The 20,837-nt window shown below is 59.7% G+C and carries 17 protein-coding genes; 15 read left to right on the top strand and 2 right to left on the bottom strand.

The window, feature by feature from the left end; all coding sequences use genetic code 11:
* Nucleotides 1-4: 4 nt before the first annotated feature.
* The 15 genes from Q0M35_RS06365 (at nucleotide 5) to Q0M35_RS06295 (ending at nucleotide 18,092) form a co-directional block, all read left to right on the top strand.
* Nucleotides 5-1,162, top strand: a complete 1,158-nt coding sequence (locus Q0M35_RS06365) for an aminotransferase class V-fold PLP-dependent enzyme (RefSeq protein ID WP_295313378.1) — start codon at nucleotides 5-7, stop codon at nucleotides 1,160-1,162.
* A gap of 63 nt (nucleotides 1,163-1,225) precedes the next feature.
* Nucleotides 1,226-2,203, top strand: a complete 978-nt coding sequence (locus tag Q0M35_RS06360; RefSeq protein ID WP_366519644.1) for a TRAP transporter substrate-binding protein — start codon at nucleotides 1,226-1,228, stop codon at nucleotides 2,201-2,203.
* Between the two features lie 128 nt (nucleotides 2,204-2,331).
* Nucleotides 2,332-2,898, top strand: a complete 567-nt coding sequence (locus tag Q0M35_RS06355; RefSeq protein WP_295313377.1) for a TRAP transporter small permease subunit — start codon at nucleotides 2,332-2,334, stop codon at nucleotides 2,896-2,898.
* Entirely contained in the window at nucleotides 2,898-4,178 is a 1,281-nt protein-coding gene (locus Q0M35_RS06350) for a TRAP transporter large permease (protein WP_295313376.1), read from the top strand. The genes Q0M35_RS06355 and Q0M35_RS06350 overlap by 1 nt, the downstream gene beginning before the upstream one ends.
* The gene (locus tag Q0M35_RS06345) at nucleotides 4,175-4,960 is read left to right on the top strand and encodes an enoyl-CoA hydratase/isomerase family protein (RefSeq protein ID WP_295313375.1); all 786 of its coding nucleotides are present in this window, start codon (nucleotides 4,175-4,177) and stop codon (nucleotides 4,958-4,960) included. Before Q0M35_RS06350 ends, Q0M35_RS06345 begins: the two co-directional genes overlap by 4 nt.
* Nucleotides 4,945-6,183, top strand: a complete 1,239-nt coding sequence (locus Q0M35_RS06340) for a CoA transferase (protein WP_295313374.1) — start codon at nucleotides 4,945-4,947, stop codon at nucleotides 6,181-6,183. The genes Q0M35_RS06345 and Q0M35_RS06340 overlap by 16 nt, the downstream gene beginning before the upstream one ends.
* A 755-nt stretch (nucleotides 6,184-6,938) precedes the next feature.
* On the top strand, nucleotides 6,939-8,063 hold the full coding sequence (locus Q0M35_RS06335; protein ID WP_295313373.1) for an extracellular solute-binding protein: 1,125 nt from the start codon (nucleotides 6,939-6,941) through the stop codon (nucleotides 8,061-8,063).
* Nucleotides 8,064-8,162: 99 nt separating this feature from the next.
* Nucleotides 8,163-9,095 carry an ABC transporter permease gene (locus Q0M35_RS06330; protein WP_295313372.1) on the top strand — a complete coding sequence of 311 codons (933 nt, stop codon included), beginning with the start codon at nucleotides 8,163-8,165 and terminating at the stop codon, nucleotides 9,093-9,095.
* Nucleotides 9,092-9,913 (top strand): ABC transporter permease, encoded by an 822-nt coding sequence (locus Q0M35_RS06325; protein WP_295313371.1) that lies wholly within the window; start codon nucleotides 9,092-9,094, stop codon nucleotides 9,911-9,913. The genes Q0M35_RS06330 and Q0M35_RS06325 overlap by 4 nt, the downstream gene beginning before the upstream one ends.
* Nucleotides 9,910-11,010 (top strand): ABC transporter ATP-binding protein, encoded by a 1,101-nt coding sequence (locus tag Q0M35_RS06320; protein ID WP_295313370.1) that lies wholly within the window; start codon nucleotides 9,910-9,912, stop codon nucleotides 11,008-11,010. The genes Q0M35_RS06325 and Q0M35_RS06320 overlap by 4 nt, the downstream gene beginning before the upstream one ends.
* A 20-nt stretch (nucleotides 11,011-11,030) precedes the next feature.
* On the top strand, nucleotides 11,031-11,717 hold the full coding sequence (locus Q0M35_RS06315) for a TetR family transcriptional regulator C-terminal domain-containing protein (RefSeq protein ID WP_295313369.1): 687 nt from the start codon (nucleotides 11,031-11,033) through the stop codon (nucleotides 11,715-11,717).
* Entirely contained in the window at nucleotides 11,714-13,744 is a 2,031-nt protein-coding gene (locus tag Q0M35_RS06310) for an FAD-dependent oxidoreductase (protein ID WP_295313368.1), read from the top strand. The genes Q0M35_RS06315 and Q0M35_RS06310 overlap by 4 nt, the downstream gene beginning before the upstream one ends.
* 15 nt (nucleotides 13,745-13,759) lie before the next feature.
* Nucleotides 13,760-16,312: an FAD-dependent oxidoreductase gene (locus Q0M35_RS06305; protein ID WP_366519643.1), complete on the top strand. Its 2,553-nt coding sequence runs from the start codon at nucleotides 13,760-13,762 to the stop codon at nucleotides 16,310-16,312.
* A gap of 653 nt (nucleotides 16,313-16,965) precedes the next feature.
* Complete coding sequence (locus Q0M35_RS06300; protein WP_295313367.1) at nucleotides 16,966-17,319, top strand: hypothetical protein; 354 nt, start codon at nucleotides 16,966-16,968, stop codon at nucleotides 17,317-17,319.
* The gene (locus tag Q0M35_RS06295) at nucleotides 17,316-18,092 is read left to right on the top strand and encodes a cupin domain-containing protein (RefSeq protein WP_295313366.1); all 777 of its coding nucleotides are present in this window, start codon (nucleotides 17,316-17,318) and stop codon (nucleotides 18,090-18,092) included. Before Q0M35_RS06300 ends, Q0M35_RS06295 begins: the two co-directional genes overlap by 4 nt.
* Here the strand turns inward: Q0M35_RS06295 and Q0M35_RS06290 are convergent.
* Together Q0M35_RS06290 and Q0M35_RS06285 are read right to left on the bottom strand one after the other, a co-directional pair.
* Nucleotides 18,029-19,327, bottom strand: a complete 1,299-nt coding sequence (locus Q0M35_RS06290) for an aminotransferase (RefSeq protein WP_295313383.1) — start codon at nucleotides 19,325-19,327, stop codon at nucleotides 18,029-18,031. The genes Q0M35_RS06295 and Q0M35_RS06290 overlap by 64 nt on opposite strands.
* 332 nt (nucleotides 19,328-19,659) lie before the next feature.
* Nucleotides 19,660-20,439 (bottom strand): methyltransferase domain-containing protein, encoded by a 780-nt coding sequence (locus Q0M35_RS06285; protein WP_295313365.1) that lies wholly within the window; start codon nucleotides 20,437-20,439, stop codon nucleotides 19,660-19,662.
* Between the last annotated feature and the right edge of the window lie 398 nt (nucleotides 20,440-20,837).

The following is a 20,837-nucleotide window of genomic DNA, read 5'->3' as shown; positions in this document are numbered from 1 at the left end:
AGACATGAGAAGAGCCGGACGCCATTTTTTGCAGATACCGGGTCCCAGCGCGGTGCCCGACAGAATACTTAGCGCAATTTCGCGCCAGACAATCGACCATCGCGGCCCTGAGTTTGCAAAGGTGGGTCTGCGGGCGCTGGAAGGCATGAAGGGAATATTCAATACGGAAAGCCACGTGTTTATTTACCCGTCCTCGGGCACGGGGGCCTGGGAGGCCGCTCTGGTCAATTCGCTCTCTCCCGGCGACCGGGTGCTGATGTTTGAAACCGGGCATTTTGCGACCCTGTGGAAAAAACTGGCGGAGAAACTGGGCCTGAAGGCGGAATTTATCGAGGGCGACTGGCGCGGCGGTGCCGACCCCGATCAGATCGAAGCCCGTCTGGCAGTAGACACTGCGCATGAGATCAAAGCTGTCTGTGTGGTGCACAACGAAACCTCAACGGGCTCCGTATCACCGGTGGCCGCCGTCCGTCAGGCCATCGACAACGCCGGCCATCCGGCCCTTTTTATGGTCGATACGATCTCCGGACTGGCCTCGCTTGAGTATCAGCACGACGCCTGGGGAGTGGATGTCACCGTGTCCGGATCGCAGAAGGGTCTGATGCTGCCACCGGGACTGTCTTTCAACGCGGTGAGTGAGAAGGCCATGGCGGCGAATAAAAGTGCCGGACTGCAGCGGTCTTACTGGGACTGGGCGGAAATGGTCGGCCCGAACAAGACCGGCTATTTTCCCTATACGCCCGGCACAAACCTTCTTTATGGTCTCAATGAGGCGATCGATATGCTGCATGAGGAGGGTCTGGAGAATGTATTCGCCCGCCATGCCCGCCATGGTGCTGCTGCGCGCAAAGCGGTCAGAACCTGGGGGCTCGATGTGCTCTGCTCGGCGCAGGGCCAGGAAAGCGGCGTTCTCACCGCTGTCGTCATGCCCGAGGGCCACAGCGCGGATGCGTTCCGGGCATCGACATTAGAGCATTTTGACATATCTTTGGGCAATGGTCTGTCAAAAGTCGCGGACAAGGTATTCCGCATCGGGCATCTGGGCGATTTCAACGACCTGATGCTCATCGGAACCCTCGCAGGCGTGGAGATGGGCCTGAAAAAGGCGAATGTCCCGCACCGGGAGGGCGGCGTACAGGCGGCGATGGCTATGCTGGCCTGACAGCAAACAAGCCGTGAAAACACGGCACTTTAAGGAAAACAAATACTCTGGGAGGAGAAAACTTTGAAAAATCTTGTGAAACTTTTCGCGGCGACCGCGATCTGCGGCATGGCAACATCGTTATCTGCAGCAGAAACAATGAAATTCGGCCACGTCGGGGCGCCCGGCTCGCTCTTTGAAGCGACGGTGAACAACTTTGCAGAGTGCACGAACGCCGCCCTCGACGGTGAGGTTGAAGTACAGACTTTCGGCTCGTCGCAGCTGGGCAAAGACAAAGAGCTTCTGCAGAAACTGAAGCTGGGACAGGTTGACTTCTCATTGCCGTCCTCGGTTATGTCCTCGGTCGATGACACCTTTGGCATCTTTGAGATGCCTTACATCATTTCTGACCGCGACCACATGCGCCGTGTGCAGGATGCGATGATGGACAAGTTCCAGTCCGCTGCCAATGACGCCGGCTATCACATTGTAGGGCTTGCAGAAAACGGCTTTCGCAATATTACCAACAACGTCCGCCCGATCAACGTACCTGCGGATCTTGAGGGGATAAAACTGCGGACACCCAACGGCGTATGGCGTCTGAAAATGTTTCAGCAGTATGGCGCCAATCCGACACCGATGGCGTTCTCGGATGTCTTCACCGCGCTGCAGACCGGTGTGATCGACGGCCAGGAGAACCCCTATGCTCAGATCGCTTCTGCCAAGTTTCAGGAAGTGCAGAAGTACCTCTCGGTGACCGGCCACGTTTACACACCGGCCTATGTTCTGATGTCCAAAAAGAAGTATGACGGACTTGCGGATAACGTCAAAGCCGCACTGACAGACTGTGGCAGCAAAACCCAGGACTTCACCTATGAAAAAGCGGCAGAGCTGGAAACCAGCCTGCTGAAGGTCATCGAAGACGCAGGTGTGGAAGTGAACACCGCCGACAAAGCGGCGTTCATCGAAGCGTCCAAGCCCATCTACAAGCAGTTCGCTGACGAAGTTGAAGGCGGTCAGGAAATGATCGACACCGTGCTCGGCCTCGGCCAGTCCGGCTGATCCGGACCATCAGGGGGCGACCGGCATCCCGGCCGCCCCTTTCGTGACGCCCACCTGACAACCATTGAAACCGGACACGTCGCGGCTCGCGCAGGCCGGAGCGTTGTCCCGAGCAGGTCTGCACTTCCATGGAAAATTCCGCCTACCCGACGCTGTCGCGTATCAACCGGATTATCAGTACGATACTGGAGTGGATCACGATCAGCCTGATGGTCCTGCTGACGCTTACGGTAACACTGGCCGTTATCGCGCGCCTGATGGGCCAGAGTTTCTCCTGGTACGATGAGGTCGCCGCGATCATGCTGGCGTGGATCACATATTACGGCTCGGCGCTTGCGGCGCTGCACCGACGCCACATCGGTTTTGACACTGTGCTGCTCGCCATTCCGGACAGGTTCCGGATTATGGCCGTTCTGGCCGGTGAACTGATTGTACTGACCTTCTTCTTTCTGATGGCCCGGGCCGGACTTCAGGTGCTCGACGTGCTGGCCGGAGACACGCTGATCTCGCTGACCTGGGTGCCAATTCAGTTCACGCAATCGGTGATCCCGATCGGGGCCATTCTCTTTATGACATGCCAGTTGCTGAGCCTGCCGGCCTATCTGCGCCTGACAGCAGCGGGCATTTCGCTCGAGCATGCCGAAATCGAAGAAGAAGTCGAAACAGAACTCGAAAAAAACAAGGACAGGGTCTGATGCTGGTCGCTGCTATTTTCGCTGCCCTTATGTTGATGATCTGCATCAACGTCCCCATTGCCGTAGCGCTCGCCATGTGCGGGGTCATCGGCCTGCTGGTCACCGAGGGCGCAGACAGCCTCGTGACCATCGCGCTGGACATGTATGACGGCTCGACCAAGTTCTCGCTCATCGCCATTCCGATGTTTGTTCTGGCCGGCGCGATTATGAATGCGGGCGGGATCACCGACAAGCTGATCAACTTCGTCTCCGCCATCATCGGCTTCATCAGGGGCGGTCTTGCGATGGTGAACATCGGCGTGTCGCTCTTTTTCGCCGAAATCTCAGGCTCCGCTGTGGCGGATGTAGCGGCGATGGGCTCCATCCTGATCCCTCAGATGAAAAAACGCGGGTACAGCAAGGAATTCTCCGCCGCCGTAACATCCTCCTCTGCGTCACTTGCGATCATCATTCCGCCCTCGATCCCGATGATCCTTTATGCGGCGTCCGCCAATACTTCCGTGGAACAGCTTTTCGTGGCGGGTATCGTGCCCGGTCTTCTGGGGGCCGCAGGTCTGATGGCCGTCGCCTATCTTTTTGCCAAACGATACAACTTCCCGACCGAGGACGCCTTCAACATGGCGCGCCTGCGCCAGACGTTTGTCGAAGCGCTGCCCGCCTTCACGCTTCCGGTGATCATTCTCGGCGGCATCTTTGGCGGCTATGTCACGGCCACTGAGGCTGCCGGCCTCGCGGTGCTGGCCTCTCTTGTGGTTTCCGCCTGGTATAAAAACCTTGATTTCGGCCACCTGCGCCGTGCGATGCTGGATGGCGGAATTCAGACAGCGGTCGTGATGCTGCTCGTTGCCGCCTCGGTTCTGATGGGCGGTTTTCTGACCCGGGCGCAGATCCCGCAGCAGCTGGCCGAAGGCATTCTGTCGATCACGACCCAGCAATGGGCCATTCTGCTGATCCTGAACTTCTTTTTTCTGATCGTGGGCTTCTTTCTGCACTCCGCCGCGGCCATTATTCTGGTCATTCCGATCGTCATCCCGCTGATCACAGCGGCAGGCATTGACCCGGTTCACTTCGGCCTTGTGGTCACGCTCAATCTCGCCATCGGGCAGCAGACGCCCCCTGTGGCCTCGGTGCTGATCACCGCCTGTTCCGTGGCGCGGGCCAACATCTGGGAGGTGTCCAAGGTCAACATCTGGTTTGTCGGCGTGCTGCTGGCGGTACTGATGCTGTGCACCTATGTGCCGTCGGTGCCGATGTTCCTTGTGGAGTATTTCTACCGATGACGGACCAGACCCCTGACCTCACCGAAGAGCTCCGCGACGGGATCCTGTGGCTTGCGTTCAACCGGCCGGAGGCCCGGAATGCGCTGACCTTTGCGATGTACGAGCGACTTGCCGCCCTCTGCGCCGGTATGGCGACCGACGGATCAGTTCGTGCAGTGGTGATTTCCGGAGAGGGCGGCAAGGCCTTTGCGGCCGGCACGGATATGACCCAGTTCAGAACGTTCCGCACCGATCAGGACGCACTTGAGTATGAAAGCCGGATCGACGCCGTCCTCGAGGCGGTGGAGCGGTGCCCGGTGCCGACGATCGCCGCCATTCATGGCGCCTGCACAGGCGGCGGGGCGTCCATTGCTGCGGCCTGCGATATCCGGATTACCTCGGAGCGCCTGAAATTCGGGTTCCCGATTGCGCGGACCCTGGGCAACTGTCTTGCCGCAGGTAACCTTGCCAGGCTCACCGAACTCATGGGTGCGGGCCGGGTGCGCGAGATGATCTTTACCGCGCGGCTCCTCGACGCAGAAGAAGCACTCCGCATCGGTCTTGTGAGTGAAGTTCTGGCAGATGAAGACAGTCTGATGACCCGCGCCACCGAACTTGCACAGCACGTGGGAGCGATGGCTCCGCTGACGCTCAGAGCCACGAAAGAAGCACTCCGGCGCAACCGTGCGGCCACCAGAGTGGATGACGATGATCTGATCATCTCGTGCTACATGAGCGACGATTTCAGGACCGGGATGGAAGCGTTTCTGTCAAAGACCAAACCTGAATGGTCAGGCAAATGACCGCCCCCGGCGGCCCCCTGAAAGGCATGCGGGTCATTGAGCTCGCGCATATCATGGCGGGTCCGGTCTGCGGGCTGATGCTGGCGGATATGGGTGCCGATGTCATTAAAGTGGAAAAGCCCGACGGAGATGACAGCCGCCGCTTTGTGCCGCCCGACATCAACGGGGAGTCGGCGGCCTATATGATGATGAACCGCAACAAACGGGGCATCGCGCTCAATCTCAAGGATGCTGCTGCGGTCGCTGTGCTGCGTGAACTGCTGGCCGAAGCCGATGTGGTGATCGAAAACTACCGCAAAGGCACCATGGCTAAACTCGGCCTCGGGTATGAAGACCTCGCCCGGGCAAACCCCAGACTGATCTATTGTGAAATCTCTGGTTTCGGACGCACCGGGCCTTATGCTGAACGCGGCGGGTTCGATCTGATTGCACAGGGCATGTCTGGTCTGATGTCTGTGACGGGTGAGGGGCCGGGGCGGCCCCCGGTAAAGGTTGCGGCCCCGATTTCGGATATAAACGCGGGCATTCTCGCCGCGATGGGTGTCTCAGCAGCCTATTCGAATATGCTCAGAACAGGCCTTGGTCAGAAAGTCGATACTTCACTCTTTGAAGCGGCAATCGTTCAGACCTACTGGCAATCCGCCATTGCCCTTGCCACGGGTGTAAAACCCGAACCTCTGGGGTCGGCACATCCGCTGAACGCCCCCTATCAGTCTTTCAGAACCAGTGACGGCTGGATCAATGTGGGTGCCGCAAATCAAAGCAACTGGCTGCGGTTTCTCGATGTCATCTCCGCGCCTGAACTGGATGATGACCCGCGCTTTGCATCAAACCAGGCCCGCATCCAGAACCTCCCAGCGCTTGTTGAAATTCTGAACGGGTATCTCATGCATGACAGCACAGAAAACTGGCTGACCCGGATGGATGCCGCCCGCCTGCCCGCAGGACCCGTCAACGATATTCTTCAGATGCACAACGATCCGCAGGCCCGGGCCAGAGAAATGCTGGTTGAGGTGGATCATCCGGTTGCAGGGACGATCGAAACAATCGGTCATCCGGTAAAGTTCAGTGAGACACCGGCAAAGATCACCCGCGCGGCGCCGCTTCTGGGCCAGCATACGCGGGCCATTCTGAGCGAAATGGGGTATGACAGCACGAAGATCGAAGGTCTTTTCGCCTCGGGAGCGGCGATTGGGACCGAGAGCCAGAATGCAGGTTCGTAAAGTTCATTTCCCGTAGAGAACCTGCCCCGTCATCAGCGCCGCAATGACCTGTCGGGTCGATGATGCTGATGCCTTGTGCGGCCGGCAGGTGCTTCACATTTCCAGATGTTCGCGGCCGGCTTCTGAGGACCCTGACGGCAGGGCACATGCCCCGGGATTGGTGTAAAAAAGCCCTGAACACTGACGTTTCTGCCGGGACCAAAGTTGTGTACCCACCCTGCCCGCGCTGTCCGTGTTTCCGCACAAAAGCCCGCGATTCGTCGCCGGTGCGACTGAATTCACCGGGCAATTGCACAAGGCCGCCAGCGGGTCACGCAGCGATTATCAGTAAATCACTTTGAAATCACGCGCTGAACCTGCGGCTCCGACGGGGTCCGTGATCGGTTCGGGAACGAACGCGAGACGCTGCGGCAGGTCTGGAAATCATTTCTGATCAGCACCTTACCACCTGTTACTGAAGGCTGCCGGCACCGCCTCGCTGCTATAAAACGAGTTTGCAAAAGAAATATGCGCTCGGGTGCACCCGTCACTTCGCTGATACCTATTTCTCTTGACGAATGGTCTGCAGCCCCTGTTTGATTGAATGAATATTCAGTGAACGGCGCGGGTGGTTCCGACAGGACAGGGTGCAACGGTATCTGGTCTTTAAGCGAGCTAAACCAGACCGGACGGCCTGCGGCTCACCAGAAGCTTTGCAGGGATATAATAATCACTGCGGTCGTTCACACGACCCGACAACACGGGAGTTCAGAATCATGGATATCAAGGACCAGCTGGGATCGATGCGCGCGGGCGAAATAAGCCGTCGTACCTTTACACGCAATCTGCTGGCCGCAGGCGTCGGCATCACAGCCGCGCCCCTGGCGACGCGCAAAGCCATGGCCGCAGCCGGCGATCAGGCGACATTTTTCACCTGGGGCGGATATGACATTCCTGAACTTTTCGTTCCCTACAAAGAGAAAAACGGCGAACTGCCCAACTTCTCCATTTTTGGCGGCTCAGAAGAGGCGCTGACAAAAATGCGCGGCGGGTTTGTCGTCGATGTCTCGCACCCCTGCAACTCCGGTCTGCCGCGCTGGGTGCAGTCAGGGCTCTTTCAGCCCATCGACACCTCGCGGCTGTCGAACTGGGGCGATGTGATGCCGGAGCTGGTCTCCCTGCCCGGCAATGACGCCGAGGAAGGCACTGTGTGGCTGGCGCCTTTTGACTGGGGCCAGACGTCGATTACCTACCGCACGGATCTCTTTGAGGTCGAGGGCGAGGAAAGCTGGGATATGCTCTGGGACCCGCGGTACTCCGGGCGGCTTGGCTCACTGGCGTCCGGCGGCGACGCCTGGTGGTGCGGGGCGATCAAAGCAGGCGTGCCGATGGATCAGATCCACACCGATGAGGCCTTTGAGAAAATCGCCGCCGTGATGCGCGAACAGCGCCCGCTGCTGCGCACCTATACCGATGACACTACAACACTCGAGCAGGCCCTGGCCTCCGGTGAGATGGTTGCCGCGATGACCTGGAACAGCTCCGCGACCGTACTCAAAGCCGAAGGCGTGCCGGTTAAGTTTGCGAGCCCCAAAGAAGGCGCGCTGACATGGGTCTGCGGCCTGATGATCCACAAAGATGCGCCAAACATCGACAGGGCCTATGACGTCATCGACAGCCTGCTCAGCGTGGAATCCGGAAAGTTCATGATCAACGATTACGGATACGGACATTCCAACAACAAATCGTTTGAGCAGTTCGATGCGGAAACGCTCTCAGGTCTCGGCCTGAGTGACACGCCCTCCGATATCCTCGGCGCAGGGCATTTCCAGGTGCCGCAGACCCAGGAGTGGGAGACTAAAATGAACACTGTCTTTGAGGAAATCAAAGCAGGGTTCTGACGACACTCGTGGCGCCGGGACCCCTCCGGCGTCGCCTGCCCCGCCCCGCGACAGCGATAAGCACGGGCATCACCCCACCTTTTGATCAGGTCGGACCCGATGAGTGATCAGACCCTCCAGACGCGCAGCGCACCCGTCGCGACACAGGCCACGGCGGGGCGTTTTGGCCGCCTGATGCAGCGCTCTGAGGCGGCAAGAGGCTACGCCCTGCTTGCGCCCTCGCTGATCTTCCTGGGCGTGCTGATCCTTGTGCCCTTCGGCATTCTGCTGGTCATGAGTTTCTGGACCGCGTCGGGGTTCGGCTTTGACACAGGCTTTACCACCGCGAACTATCAGAAGTTCTTCGAAAGACCGATTTATACCGCGCTGCTCAACCGGTCGCTTTTCATTTCCGGTATGGTGACCGTCTTTACCGTGCTTCTGTGTTATCCGATGGCATATTACGTCGCGTTCCACGTGCATCGTCACAAGATGTTATGGATTGTGCTGATGACGCTGCCCTTCTGGACAAGCTATCTTTTGCGCGTATTCGCCTGGAAGGTCGTTCTGGGCTATGAGGGCGTGATCAATTCGGCGCTGATGAATATGGGCCTGATCGAGGCCCCGCTGGAATTCCTGCTCTACAGCCAGCAGGCGGTGATCATCACGCTTGCCCATGCCTGGGCCGCCTTTGCCATTCTGCCGCTGTATGTCTCGCTGGAGAAGATCGACAAATCCCTGCTGGAGGCAGCCACTGATCTGGGCGACGGGCCGGTCCGGCGGTTTTTCCGCATCACACTCCCCCTGTCGCTGCCGGGCGTGATCTCTGCCAGCCTGCTGATCTTTATTCCCACAACCGGCGACTATATCACGCCGGCACTTCTGGGTGGACCCGACGGCGCGATGATCGGCAATCTGATCCAGAAACAATTCGGCCCGATCAACAACTGGCCGATGGGGGCGGCGCTCTCGATTATCCTGATGCTGTGCATTGCGACCATCAGCCTTGTCTTCATCCTGCTCACCCTGTTCGTCAGAAAGCGTGTTTCATGAGTGGCGAAAGCTATATCCGCCGACCCAACCGGCCCCTGCAGATTTATGCGGTGGTGTTTCTGATCCTGCTCTACGTCCCGGTGATGTTCCTGCCGCTTTTCAGCTTTAACGACTCACTTTATGTCCGCTTCCCGCTCGAAGGGTTCACCCTGCAATGGTACGGCGAGCTTTTTCAGCGCGATGCGGTCTGGAATGCGCTTTGGAACTCTGTGCGTGTCGGCGTGGTGGTGGCTGTATTTTCGACCACCCTGGGGGTTTTCGCGGCGAAGGCGATCACCCGTTATCGCATGCCGGGCAAAGGGCCGATGGTTACCTTCATCATGCTGCCCCTGGTCGTACCGTTGATCATCTTCGGTGTGGCGCTGCTGGTACTGCTGAGCCAGCTTGGCGTCGCGCTGTCGCTCTATACCGTGGCGATCGGCCATATGATAGTCTGCCTGCCCTTCTCTATCGCCGTGCTGATCCCGCGTTTTGAAGGATTTGACGCCTCAATTGAAGAGGCCTCGGCAGATCTGGGCGAAAATGCATTCTGGACCTTCTGGCGTGTGACGCTGCCCATGGTGGGGCCCGGTGTGGTGGCCAGCCTGATGCTCACCTTCACGGTGTCGTTTGATGAATTTATCCTCGCATTTTTCCTCAGCGGGACTGAGCCCACACTGCCGATGTACATCTGGGGACAGCTGCGCTTTCCACAGCAGTTCCCGTCCATCCTCGCGCTGTCCTCGATAATAATCTTTGTCTCTTTCGTGCTGGTCTTCGCCGGTCAGTGGATCAATCGCGGCGCGCTTTCCGGCTCTGCAAAAGGGAGCGTCTCATGACCCCGCAGGACAGGTTCATTTCCATCCGGAATGTGGATAAATACTTCGGCAGCTTTCAGGCGATCAGCGACGTCTCCATCGACATCGGACACGGAGAGTTCTTTTCGCTGCTTGGCTCGTCGGGCTGCGGCAAGACTACGCTGCTGCGCATGCTCGCGGGCTTTGAAAACCCTTCTTCGGGCGGGATTTTTATCGATGGTCAGCCGATGACGGACGTGCCGCCGCACCTGCGCCCGGTCAATATGGTCTTTCAGAACTATGCAATTTTTCCGCATCTGAATGTTCGGGACAACATCGCTTACGGGTTGCGCAGGCAAAAGCTGTCAGGGGCGAAGGTGAACGGGATGGTCGGTGAGATGCTGGACCTGATCAAACTGCCGGGGTACGGAAACCGCAAGGCCAACGAATTGTCAGGGGGTCAGCGCCAGCGCGTCGCCCTTGCCCGCGCGCTGATCCTGCGGCCCAAAGTCCTGTTGCTGGATGAACCGCTGGGCGCGCTCGACAAGCAGCTGCGCGAACAGATGCAGCTTGAACTCAGAGAGCTGCAGCGCACGGTCGGCATCACCTTTGTTTTCGTGACACACGATCAGGAAGAAGCGCTGACCCTGTCGGACCGGATCGCCGTGATGTCTCGCGGAGAGGTGTTGCAGCTCGATACACCCACAGGGCTTTATGAACGCCCGGTCAGCCGGGAGGTTGCGTCATTCATCGGCACCATGAATTTCTTTGACGGACGCGTGACAGGGTCGGACGCGGCGGGGCTGACCGTGGATGCCGCGGGTCTCGGGACGCTGCATATCCCCGGACCCAAAGGCGCCTTTACCGACGGTGACACAGTGCATGTGGCGCTGCGCCCGGAACGGTTTGAGCTGGCCGGAGAAGCCCCGGCAGGCGAAAGCGGGCACGCGCGCGGGGTCGTCAGAAACGCAGCCTATCTGGGGGAGCGCAGCCATTACTATGTCGAGCTTGAGGGAGTTGAAGCGCCGGTTGCGGTATCTGCGCAAAACGGGTCAGGTAGCTCATTTTCGGTAAGCGAAGGCAGCCCGGTCTGGTTGAAGTGGCATAACGAGGCAGCCGTTGTGCTGCGCCCGGAATGACCGTGGACGGGAATCGACAGGTGGCAGTGCCGGAAGCGACAACAAAAGCCAGCAGAACGAATGCGCGCAACGGACGCACGGCCTCCCGCAAGGTCCGGCGACAACAGCTGATTGAGGCCACGATCGAGTCGATATCGAAGTACGGCATTTCCGGCACCACGATGACGACGGTGACCGGATTTGCGGGTCTGTCTCTGGGGATTGTGAACTTTTACTTTGAAAGCAAAGAAAACCTCCTTGAAGAAACCCTGCGCTTTCTGGCCGAAGAACACCGTGCGCTGTGGCGCAAAACGATCATCACGGACAAGCCTACTGCTGCCGGCAAGCTGCTGGCAATTGTCGATTCCGAGTTTCATCCGAAGATCTGCAGTCACAAAAAGCTGACCGTCTGGACGGCCTTTTACGGCGAGGCAGGATACCGCAAATCCTATCGCGAGATTATGTCGGGGATCGACACCGAACGCTGGCAGACCTCCACGCGTCTGTGCCGTGAAATCATTGAACAGGGAAGTTACGAAGGCATGAAAGCCGAAAGCATTGCGGAGACCCTCGAAGGGCTTTTCGACGGCTTTTGCCTCAACATCCTGATCTATCCGGGCGAGTTCACCCGCGAAGATGCCAGAAACAGAATTCGCAGCTATCTCGCGACAGTTTTCCCCGCCCATTTTGACGGCGGGACAGCGCCCGGCTCCGGGACAGCTGAATGAGCAGAGATAAGCGATACGACATCCTCTTTGAGCCGGTGCAGATCGGCCCGGTGACCGCGCGCAACCGCTTTTATCAGGTGCCGCACTGCAACGGCATGGGCCGCAGTTTTCCGTCCTCCATGGCTGAGATGCGTCGCACCAAGGCCGAAGGGGGCTGGGCCGTGATCTGCACCGAAGAGATCGAGATCCACCCCTCGGGCGATCATTCGCCCTGGGCTGGCGGGCGGCTCTGGGACGACAGCGATATCCCCGTGCTGGCGAAGATGTGTGAGGGTATCCACGAATTTGGCAGCCTTGCGGGTGCCGAGATCAATCACGCAGGCCAGATGGCCGCCAACCGCTACAGCCGTGATGTGCCGCTTGCCCCCTCGCACCTGCCTGTGGCCCTGCACGACCCGGTGCAGGCCCGCGCTATGGATCGCGAAGACATCCGCAATCTGCGCCGCTGGCATCGCAATGCGGCACTGCGTGCGAAAAAAGCCGGCTTTGATCTGGTATATGTCTATGCCGGACACCAGCTTTCGACGATTTCGCATTTCCTCTCGCCCTACCGCAACCGCCGCTCGGATGAATACGGCGGCTCCCTTGAAAACCGCGCGCGGCTGCTGCGTGAAGTGCTCGCCGATACCAAAGACGCCGTTGGCGATACCTGTGCGGTGGCGCTGCGCTTTGCCGTCGATGAACTGATGGGGGACCTCGGGTTTACCAGCACCGGTGAGGGCCGCGAACTGATCGAAATGCTTGCCGAAGAACCCGACCTCTGGGACGTAAACATCAGCGCATGGGAGCATGACAGCGCCACGTCCAGGTTCAAGCCGCAGGGGTTTCAGGACGATTTTGTGGCCTTCGTGAAAGAAGTCACCAGCAAACCCGTGGTCGGTGTCGGCCGCTATACCTCGCCCGATGCAATGGTTTCGCTGATCAACAAGGGCCGGCTTGATATGATCGGCGCGGCGCGGCCCTCGATTGCCGATCCCTTCCTGCCCAAAAAGATCGAGGAAGGGCGCACAGAGGACATCCGCGAATGCATCGGGTGCAATATCTGTGTCGCCGGTGACAATCATTTCACGCCCATCCGATGCACCCAGAACCCGACCATGGGCGAAGAGTGGCGCAAGGGCTGGCACCCTGAGCGGATTGCACCTCGGACGGCGGATGAAACCGTGCTGATCATCGGCGCAGGTCCCGCTGGTCTGGAAGCCGCCCGCGCGCTGGGTCAGCGCGGCTATCACGTAACGCTGGCAGACAAAGCCGGTGAGGCCGGCGGTCGCGTGACCCTTGAACGAAAGCTGCCCGGCCTTGCCGAATGGGGGCGCGTCGCCGATTACCGGACGTATCAGATCAGCCAGATGGCCAATGTGGATCTGTTTCTGGAGAGCGCCATGACACCCGACACCATCGCGGAATTTGGTGCGAACCATGTGGCAATCGCCACCGGCGCGCGCTGGACGGCGGACGGGATCGGGCGACAGAACCCGCTGGGTATCGATCGCACGGACGGCACGCAGGTTCTGACACCTGATGACGTGATGGCGGGGCCGGTGCCCGACGGGCCGGTTGTGGTCTTTGATGACGATCATTTCTATATGGGCGGCGTGATTGCCGAAAAGCTCCGGCGCGAAGGCCGGGAGGTGACACTGTTGACACCCGCCGGTGACGTCTCCTCCTGGACGCACAACACCCTGGATCAGCACGCCATACAGAAGCAGTTGCTGGAGCTCGGCGTCCGGATCATTACCTCCCATAATCTCACCGCGATCCGTGCAGGCGAGGTAGATATCGGCTGTGTTTTCACCGATGCGCCGCGCAGCATATCCTGTGAGACAGCCGTATTGGTCACTATGCGCAGCCCGGTGGATGATCTCTGGCACGCGCGTCCTGATCTGCCGCGCATCGGTGATGCGCTCGGCCCCTCGACCATTGCTGCCGCCGTTTACAGCGGCCACCGTTATGCCCGCGAACTGGGCGCACCCGACATGGGCGACGTGCCCTTCCGCCGCGAACTCATTAATCTGTCCCCTTCCTGATCCGAGGCTATTCCAGTGTCCCGAGACCCGCGATACGACATCCTTTTCCAGCCGCAGAAAATCGGCCCCGTCACGGCGAAAAACCGGTTTTATCAGGTACCGCACTGCACCGGCATGGGGTATATGCGACCCCGCATGCTGGCCGATCTGCGGGCCACCAAGGCCGAAGGCGGCTGGGGCGTGGTCTGCACGGAATACAATTCTATCCACCCCTCCTCGGACGATCTCACTCATGTCTCGGCCTCTCTCTGGGATGACAGCGACGTGCGTGCGCATTCGCTGATGACCGACAAGGTGCATGAACACGGGGCGCTGGCCGGTGCTGAGCTCTGGTATGGCGGGGCGCGCACGGCCAATATGCTGACACGTGAGATTGCGCTGGATCTCGACAGCATGCCCAATGCGGTCGGTCATCCGTTCCAGACCCGCGCGATGGACAAACAGGATATCCGCGATCTGCGCCGCTGGCATCGACGGGCCGCTCTGCGCGCGCGGGATGCAGGGTTTGACATCGTCTATGTCTATGCCACGCATACCTATCTGCTCTCAAATTTTCTCAGCCCCAAAGCCAACACCCGCAACGATGAATACGGCGGCAGCCTTACCAACCGCGTGCGGCTGGTGCGCGAACTGATCGAGGAGACAAAAGAGGCAGTCGGCGACCGCTGCGCCGTTGCTGTGCGCTTTTCCGCAGATGAGCAGATCGGCGAGGACGGGGTGCCGATCCACGGTGAACGGCGCGATATGTTCGGCATGCTGGCCGGTCTGCCCGACCTCTGGGACATCAACATCGCCAATTATTTTGTCGAGATGGGGGTGTCCCGCTTCACCAAAGAGGCCGCTCTCGAGCCCTACATGGACTTTGTCAAAAGCCAGACGGATAAGCCGGTGGTCACTGTCGGTCGCTTTACCTCGCCCGATACGATGGTCAGCCAGATCCGGCGCGGTATCACCGATTTCATCGGCGCGGCACGCCCCTCCATCGCGGATCCGTTCCTGCCAAAGAAGGTCGAGGAGGGTCGCTTTGAGGACATCCGCGAATGCATCGGGTGTAATGTCTGCTATTCCGGCGACAGCATCGGCGTGGCCATCCGCTGCACGCAGAACCCGACAATGGGTGAAGAATGGCGCAAGGGCTGGCACCCCGAAGAGATGAACCCCGCACGCACTGACGCCTCGGTGCTCGTGGTGGGAGCCGGTCCGGCAGGTCTTGAGGCCACGCGCGCTCTTGGCAAACGCGGCTATAAGGTCACGCTGGCAGATGCCGGGCGCGAACCAGGTGGCCGTCTGCCGCGCGAGGCAGCCCTGCCCGGCATGAACGAATACATCCGCGTGCGCGACTACCGCGTGCAGCAGTTTCACAAGATGACCAATGTCGAGGTCTTTGCCGAAAGCCCGCTGACCGCCAGAGACGTCATCGATTTCGGCGCGGATCACGTGGCCATCGCCACGGGCGCGCGCTGGCGTAAAGACCGCTTTGACGGCGAAACCTATGTCTCTGTAGTGGCGGCCGGCAGCGATCCGGATATCCTCACGGCGGATGACATCATGGATGGCCGGCTGCCGGACAGCCCGACGCTCGTTTATGACGAGGACGGCTATTACATGGGCGGTGTGATCGCCGAAAAGCTGAAGGCGGCGGGGCTCGCGGTCACGCTCTGCACGCCCTCCGAGGTGATCTCGGAATGGGCCGGCAAAACCTCCGAGCGGTGGACTGTCCGCACCCATCTGATGAAACTCGGAATTGATCTTGAGCTTTCGCAGGCGCTCGCCTCCTTTGACGGTCAGAACGCAGTTCTCTCATGTCAGTTTACCGGCGCCGAAAAACAGCTTGCTGTGAGCTCGGTCGTCATGGTCACCCAGCGCAGTCCCGATGACGCGCTTTATCATGAGATCCTGGCAACCGTTGACGGCGATACCGATGCCCTGCCCTTCACGCTCACGCGGATCGGGGACTGCAATGCACCCTCGATTGTGGCCGGTGCAACCTATGCCGGGCACCGCTATGCACGTGAGCTCGAAGAGGTCACAGACAGGGACATGCCCCTTAAACACGATCGCGTGGACGTTGGTCTGGTGGCCCCGTCAGCATCCACGGCGCCTTCGCCGGATTACCTTGACACGCTGCTGCGCTATTACGAGGAAGAGGTCGAAGGTGAGGCATATTTTACGGGCCTTGCCGCGCGGTTTGCTGACAAGGGTGCATGCGAAAAGCTGCAGCTTCTGGCAGATGTGGAGACATTTACCGCCGCCGCCATGCGCCCGCTTGTGGAAAAATACGGCCTGACGCCCCGCGCGACAGATGCGCTCAGGGCCAGTGGCCGGGCGCAGGCCGCAGAGGATTCAACCGACTGGGAAGAAATCATCGGCGGAATGCACCGGACCTATCCGGGCTACATCGCTGATTTCGAGCGTCTTGAGGCAATAGCCCCGCCCGAAGACCTGCCCGCGCTCAGGGTGGCGACCGCGCATGAAATCGTGGCAGTCGAATTCCTGAACCGGGAAAGCGCCGGGCACCCCGACAGCCCTGGTCCGCTGCGTCGGTTTTTGCAAAACGGCGCGGCCTGAACATGCGCACGCCGTGGATCACAGCGGGGATTCTTCTTGTCACCCTCGGTGGGGCGGGTGCATTTTATGTCCTCACCACCACTCCAGAACCGCCGCCCGCAGCAATAGCCCGGGCCTCTGAGTGCGACAGCTGCAGCGCACGCAAACAAAACTTAAAGCGCGTGCAGCAGGCGCTCGATCCTGCCCCGGCGCCGGTCGCTGAGTGAGCCTGTGGCAAGGGCCTTTCCGCATCTTCTCCACGCGCCACAGATGTGCGGTCAGATTGTGAGAGATTACGGTCCGGATGCGGGAGACAGGGTTATCCTGCCCGGATGCGAAACCCCTTCGGACGCCACGATCGCGCGCCACAGAATGCGGGCAAAGGGTGGTATCTTCAGAGCCGTTGTCCCCGCGCTTTATTCGTTCTCCGGCACGTCTACAGACAGCAACGTGAAAGAAATCTTTTGCCGGCAATTTCACTGCAGTGGCCTCATGATCGCGAGAAACGCGGACAGGCCACGGACGTCACGAGGCACGCCATCAGCGAATGCACTTGAAAGAGGTCCTGCCGGCTGGGAAGATGTTCTGCACGAGATCTCGCGCGCCGGGGTCTGGTCTACTGTCGAAACATCCCTGCCCGAACCGGTGCCCGCCGGAACGGCACTTTGAGAACAATGTTGATACTCATGCTCTCCTCCTTTGATCCGCGTCCCGGAGAGGATGTCGCCACCTTTGCCAGTGATCATGACGCTTTTAACGCGGATCTGCGCGCGGCCGGCATAACCGCCGGGGCCGGCCCGCTCGGGCGGCGCGTGAACGACACGCCGATGGAAGCGGAAGAGGCTCATACCCAGACCTGTTTTTCGGTGATGCAGTTTCATGACTGCGCCCGGCCTGATGCCGCTTATGCGCATATCGACCCGCGCGCCTGCCCCGGAACCTCAAGCCATCTGCGGATGTACCGCCGCCTGACGAATACCGTTTTTCTGTGCCGGGAAGACGTAAGCCATGAAAAGGAAACGCAATGACCAGGACAGCCACAATCATCCGCTTCGATCCTCAGGGCCCGGACGGTCTGGAGACCTGGGAGGAGATGAATTACGCGAGCCTCGTGTCAGGAAAGCCCGTACAGCGCGGCCACATCTATCACGAGACAGAGGCGCAGGGCTATCTCGCCGGGGTCTGGGACTGCACCGCTTTTACCGATCAGATGATGCCCTATCCGGTTGATGAGTATATGTTTTTTCTCAAGGGTGATCTGTCGATGGTGCTGCCCGACGGGCAGGAGATCGAGATCCGCGCAGGTGATGCTTTCGTGATCCCCAAAGGCTTCATGTGCCAGTGGAAACAGCCAGGCACCGTGCACAAGATCTTCATGATCCTCGACGGCCCCGTGCCAGATGCAGAGAACGCCTCACTTAAACGCATCACCGTGCCCGACCTGTCCGCACCGGGGGATGCAGATGTGACGGCTTCGCGCACCGATTTTCTGAACGCCGCAGGCACCATGCGCGTCGAAGTGCAGAGCTTTGGCGCAACGCGGCAGCCTGGTAAAAAGGCGGGCGAAAACATGCTGATCTCTGTACTGGAGGGCCGTCTGAGCCTGCACGACGGACAGGAAGCGCATGAATTCCTGTCCGGCGAGACGGCCTATATCCACCAGAATGACAGTGTGAGCTGGGAAACGGATGCCGGCACCCGGGTCATCATCGCCAGCTATATCGACATGGCCGAAGCTCAGGTCTCGGCGAATTCCTCTTCGACCTCAGATATGGCATCGGTCAAAATGTCGAACATCTGATCGACCTGCCCGGGCGAGATCGTCAGCGGCGGTGAGAAGACGCACATGTTGATAAGCGGCCGCACGATCAGCCCGCGCGCCTCGCAGGCCTCGTCCAGTCGTGCGCCAAGCGTGCGCTGCACATCAAGCGGCGTCTTGCGGCCATCAATGAGCCCCTCAAGGCAGCCAAGAAGCCCCATGCCGCGCGCGTCCCCGATGATCGGCGAGGCCTCCAGCGCCGTCAGCCGCTCCTGAAACTGCGGTGCGGTCGCCCGGACGTGCTCCAGCAAGCCGTCGCGTTCGATGATCTCGATGTTTTTCAGGGCTGCGGCACAGCACACAGGATGCGCCGAATAGGTGTATCCGTTGGGGAAAAGCACATCGTGATCGGCCCCTGTCATACGCTCCATCACCCGGTCAGAGATGATACAGGCCCCCAGCGGCAGATAGCCCGAAGTGATGCCCTTAGCACAGGTGATGATATCGGGTTCGATCCCGAAGACCTCTTCAGACGCAAACCAGTGTCCGAGCCGTCCGAAGGCCGTGACGACCTCGTCAGAAATATAAAGAATATCGTGCTTGCGGCAAAGCTCGAGCGTGCGGCGATGATAACCTTCGGGAGGGATGATTACGCCACCGGAACAAAGCACCGGCTCGGCGATAAAGGCACCGATATACTCCGGGCCCACGTCGGCAATCACGCGTTCCAGATCAGCAACTTTCGCGTCACACCAGGCCGCCTCGCTCATGCCCTCCGGCCGGATATAGGGGTTCACGTCCGGCAGGAACCGCACGAGCCGGTCCTCAAAATCGAAACAGCTTTTGTCACGCTCTTTGCCGGTCACGCTGGCCGCCAGATAGGTCGATCCGTGATAGCCCTTTTCGCGGGCGATAATGATCTTTTTCTCAGGCCGTCCGAGCCGGTTGTTCATAAACTGCATCGTGCGCAGCGCAGTATCCACAGCCGTCGAGCCACCTGTGGTAAACATCACCGTGTTGAGGTTGGCGGGCGCCAGTGCCGCGACCTTCTCAGAAAGTGCCGCAGCCGGTGCTGTGGTCGAAGACCAGGGGGAGGCATAGGGCAGTTCCATCACCTGAGCTGCAATTGCATCAGCCATTTCTGTGCGGCCATAGCCGATCTGCACCGCCCACATGCCCGCTGGTCCGTCGATCAGGCGGCGCCCGGCGCCATCGTAGACGTAAATCCCCTCGCCCCTGGTGAAAGCATATCGCTCGCCCTCCTTCCAGGACCCCATATACTCCCAGGGGTGCAGATGGTGCTTCTGATCGACATCCAACATGTGCTCGATCGTGCGGTTGTGGCCTGCTTTGGGTGTCACGTAGTCATCTCCTCGTGCCGCATCAGAGCGGGCACCTGGTGGTGTTTTCATGCCGTGCCGTCACTATGGCACGGTTGAACGGATATTCAATTGCCGGGGCAGCACGCCGGACCTTGCGGGCGCGCGCGCGGTCGACACAGTGCAAACATTCAGCACGATACGGTTTCCCGGCAAAATGCTGTCGCAGTCAGCGCGGGCAACGGCTCCGATATCGCGTGGCCTTTACAACGGCCCCTGTCCTTTACGGCTCACGCCGGTTTGCGCCCGCGAATGTGGTGCGGGCAATGTTCTCCGCTCTCGAGGACGCCTACAAGCTTGCTCCAGATTGCGATCTGATGATCGATGAAGTCCCGCCCGTGCCGGTCGCTCAGGCGGTCGCGTTCTGCGCCGGTGAGCCATGCCAGTTCGTCGCGGGCGACGCCGCTGTACCAGGGGTTGCGGTTGACCAGTTCAACATCGGTGAACCCTGCCGCCTCCATGGCCGCAGCATAAGCCGTGGGCGATGCCATCGCAAAATCGAGCCCCTCCTCTGCGATGTAGTCCGCCATCTCCGGCGAGGGGGCGTGATCATGGCTGATCAGCCAGTCGGACATTGCAAGCCGGCCTCCGGGCCGCAACACGCGAAAGGCGTCAGCGGTCAGCGCTGTTTTGTCGGGGATGTGGATGATCGAATCTTTCGAAAAGACGAGGTCAAATGTATCGTCCCCGAAGGGAAAAGGTCCGGGGCTGACTTTTACGATCTCGACTTTGTCCGACACACCCTCGCGGGCGATACGCGCCCTCGCGGCGTCACAGACCGGGTCCTCAACGTCTATGCCTGTTACTTTGACCGCGCCATAATCGCGCGCCAGAAGAACCGCGCAGGCTCCCGAGCCGGACCCGATATCAAGGACGTGTTTGCCGGCCACATCAACGCCGGTCAGAACCCGCCCGACTTCATCCGCGCCGCCGGGAGACAGAAAGCCATCGCCCCAGATGTCTTCCAGAAAATCTATGTGCTGTTTGTCGTATAAAATATCGTCGCTCATTAAAATCCTCCATGCCCCTGTCAGTGAACAGGTAAAGCTGCTGATCTGGCAAGCATGTTCGGCAGGAACCCCGCGAATTCGCACCGGCCGTGGCGCGAGTGGCAGCAGTGCGTGCGGCAATGACCCGCGGTCTGATCTGTTGCCGCTGCACAGCACCAGCCCGGGGCGGACCACTGCCCGAACAGAGCGGCCCGGGGGCGGTGGCGCCGCGACCGGCTCTTCTTTACGCCAGCCGGCATTTTTGTGACCAGACCGCTGTGGTCCTTTATCCCGCGTCCTTAACAAATACGGGTTTTGAGTACCACCGCGCCGGACAGACGACAAAACAGACGTCCCTGCCCCTGTGCGACTGATCCGGGAAAACTGAGGACACCGTCTGTTCTGACGACCTGAACGAG

Origin of the sequence: Roseobacter sp. (genome assembly GCF_024639605.1) — a bacterium.
GTDB lineage: Bacteria > Pseudomonadota > Alphaproteobacteria > Rhodobacterales > Rhodobacteraceae > Roseobacter.
Note: the sequence above shows the minus strand (reverse complement) of the source record. Positions and strands in the feature narration are given on the sequence as shown.

Coding starts and splice junctions, on each gene's coding strand:
- Q0M35_RS06355 (WP_295313377.1), top strand. CDS start 2,332: ATGGAAAATTCCGCCTACCCGACGCTGTCGCGTATCAACCGGATTATC.
- Q0M35_RS06340 (WP_295313374.1), top strand. CDS start 4,945: ATGGTCAGGCAAATGACCGCCCCCGGCGGCCCCCTGAAAGGCATGCGG.
- Q0M35_RS06290 (WP_295313383.1), bottom strand. CDS start 19,327: ATGGGGTCCTGGAAGGAGGGCGAGCGATATGCTTTCACCAGGGGCGAG.
- Q0M35_RS06330 (WP_295313372.1), top strand. CDS start 8,163: ATGAGTGATCAGACCCTCCAGACGCGCAGCGCACCCGTCGCGACACAG.
- Q0M35_RS06320 (WP_295313370.1), top strand. CDS start 9,910: ATGACCCCGCAGGACAGGTTCATTTCCATCCGGAATGTGGATAAATAC.
- Q0M35_RS06350 (WP_295313376.1), top strand. CDS start 2,898: ATGCTGGTCGCTGCTATTTTCGCTGCCCTTATGTTGATGATCTGCATC.
- Q0M35_RS06345 (WP_295313375.1), top strand. CDS start 4,175: ATGACGGACCAGACCCCTGACCTCACCGAAGAGCTCCGCGACGGGATC.
- Q0M35_RS06295 (WP_295313366.1), top strand. CDS start 17,316: ATGACCAGGACAGCCACAATCATCCGCTTCGATCCTCAGGGCCCGGAC.
- Q0M35_RS06365 (WP_295313378.1), top strand. CDS start 5: ATGAGAAGAGCCGGACGCCATTTTTTGCAGATACCGGGTCCCAGCGCG.
- Q0M35_RS06310 (WP_295313368.1), top strand. CDS start 11,714: ATGAGCAGAGATAAGCGATACGACATCCTCTTTGAGCCGGTGCAGATC.
- Q0M35_RS06335 (WP_295313373.1), top strand. CDS start 6,939: ATGGATATCAAGGACCAGCTGGGATCGATGCGCGCGGGCGAAATAAGC.
- Q0M35_RS06325 (WP_295313371.1), top strand. CDS start 9,092: ATGAGTGGCGAAAGCTATATCCGCCGACCCAACCGGCCCCTGCAGATT.
- Q0M35_RS06285 (WP_295313365.1), bottom strand. CDS start 20,439: ATGAGCGACGATATTTTATACGACAAACAGCACATAGATTTTCTGGAA.
- Q0M35_RS06300 (WP_295313367.1), top strand. CDS start 16,966: ATGTTGATACTCATGCTCTCCTCCTTTGATCCGCGTCCCGGAGAGGAT.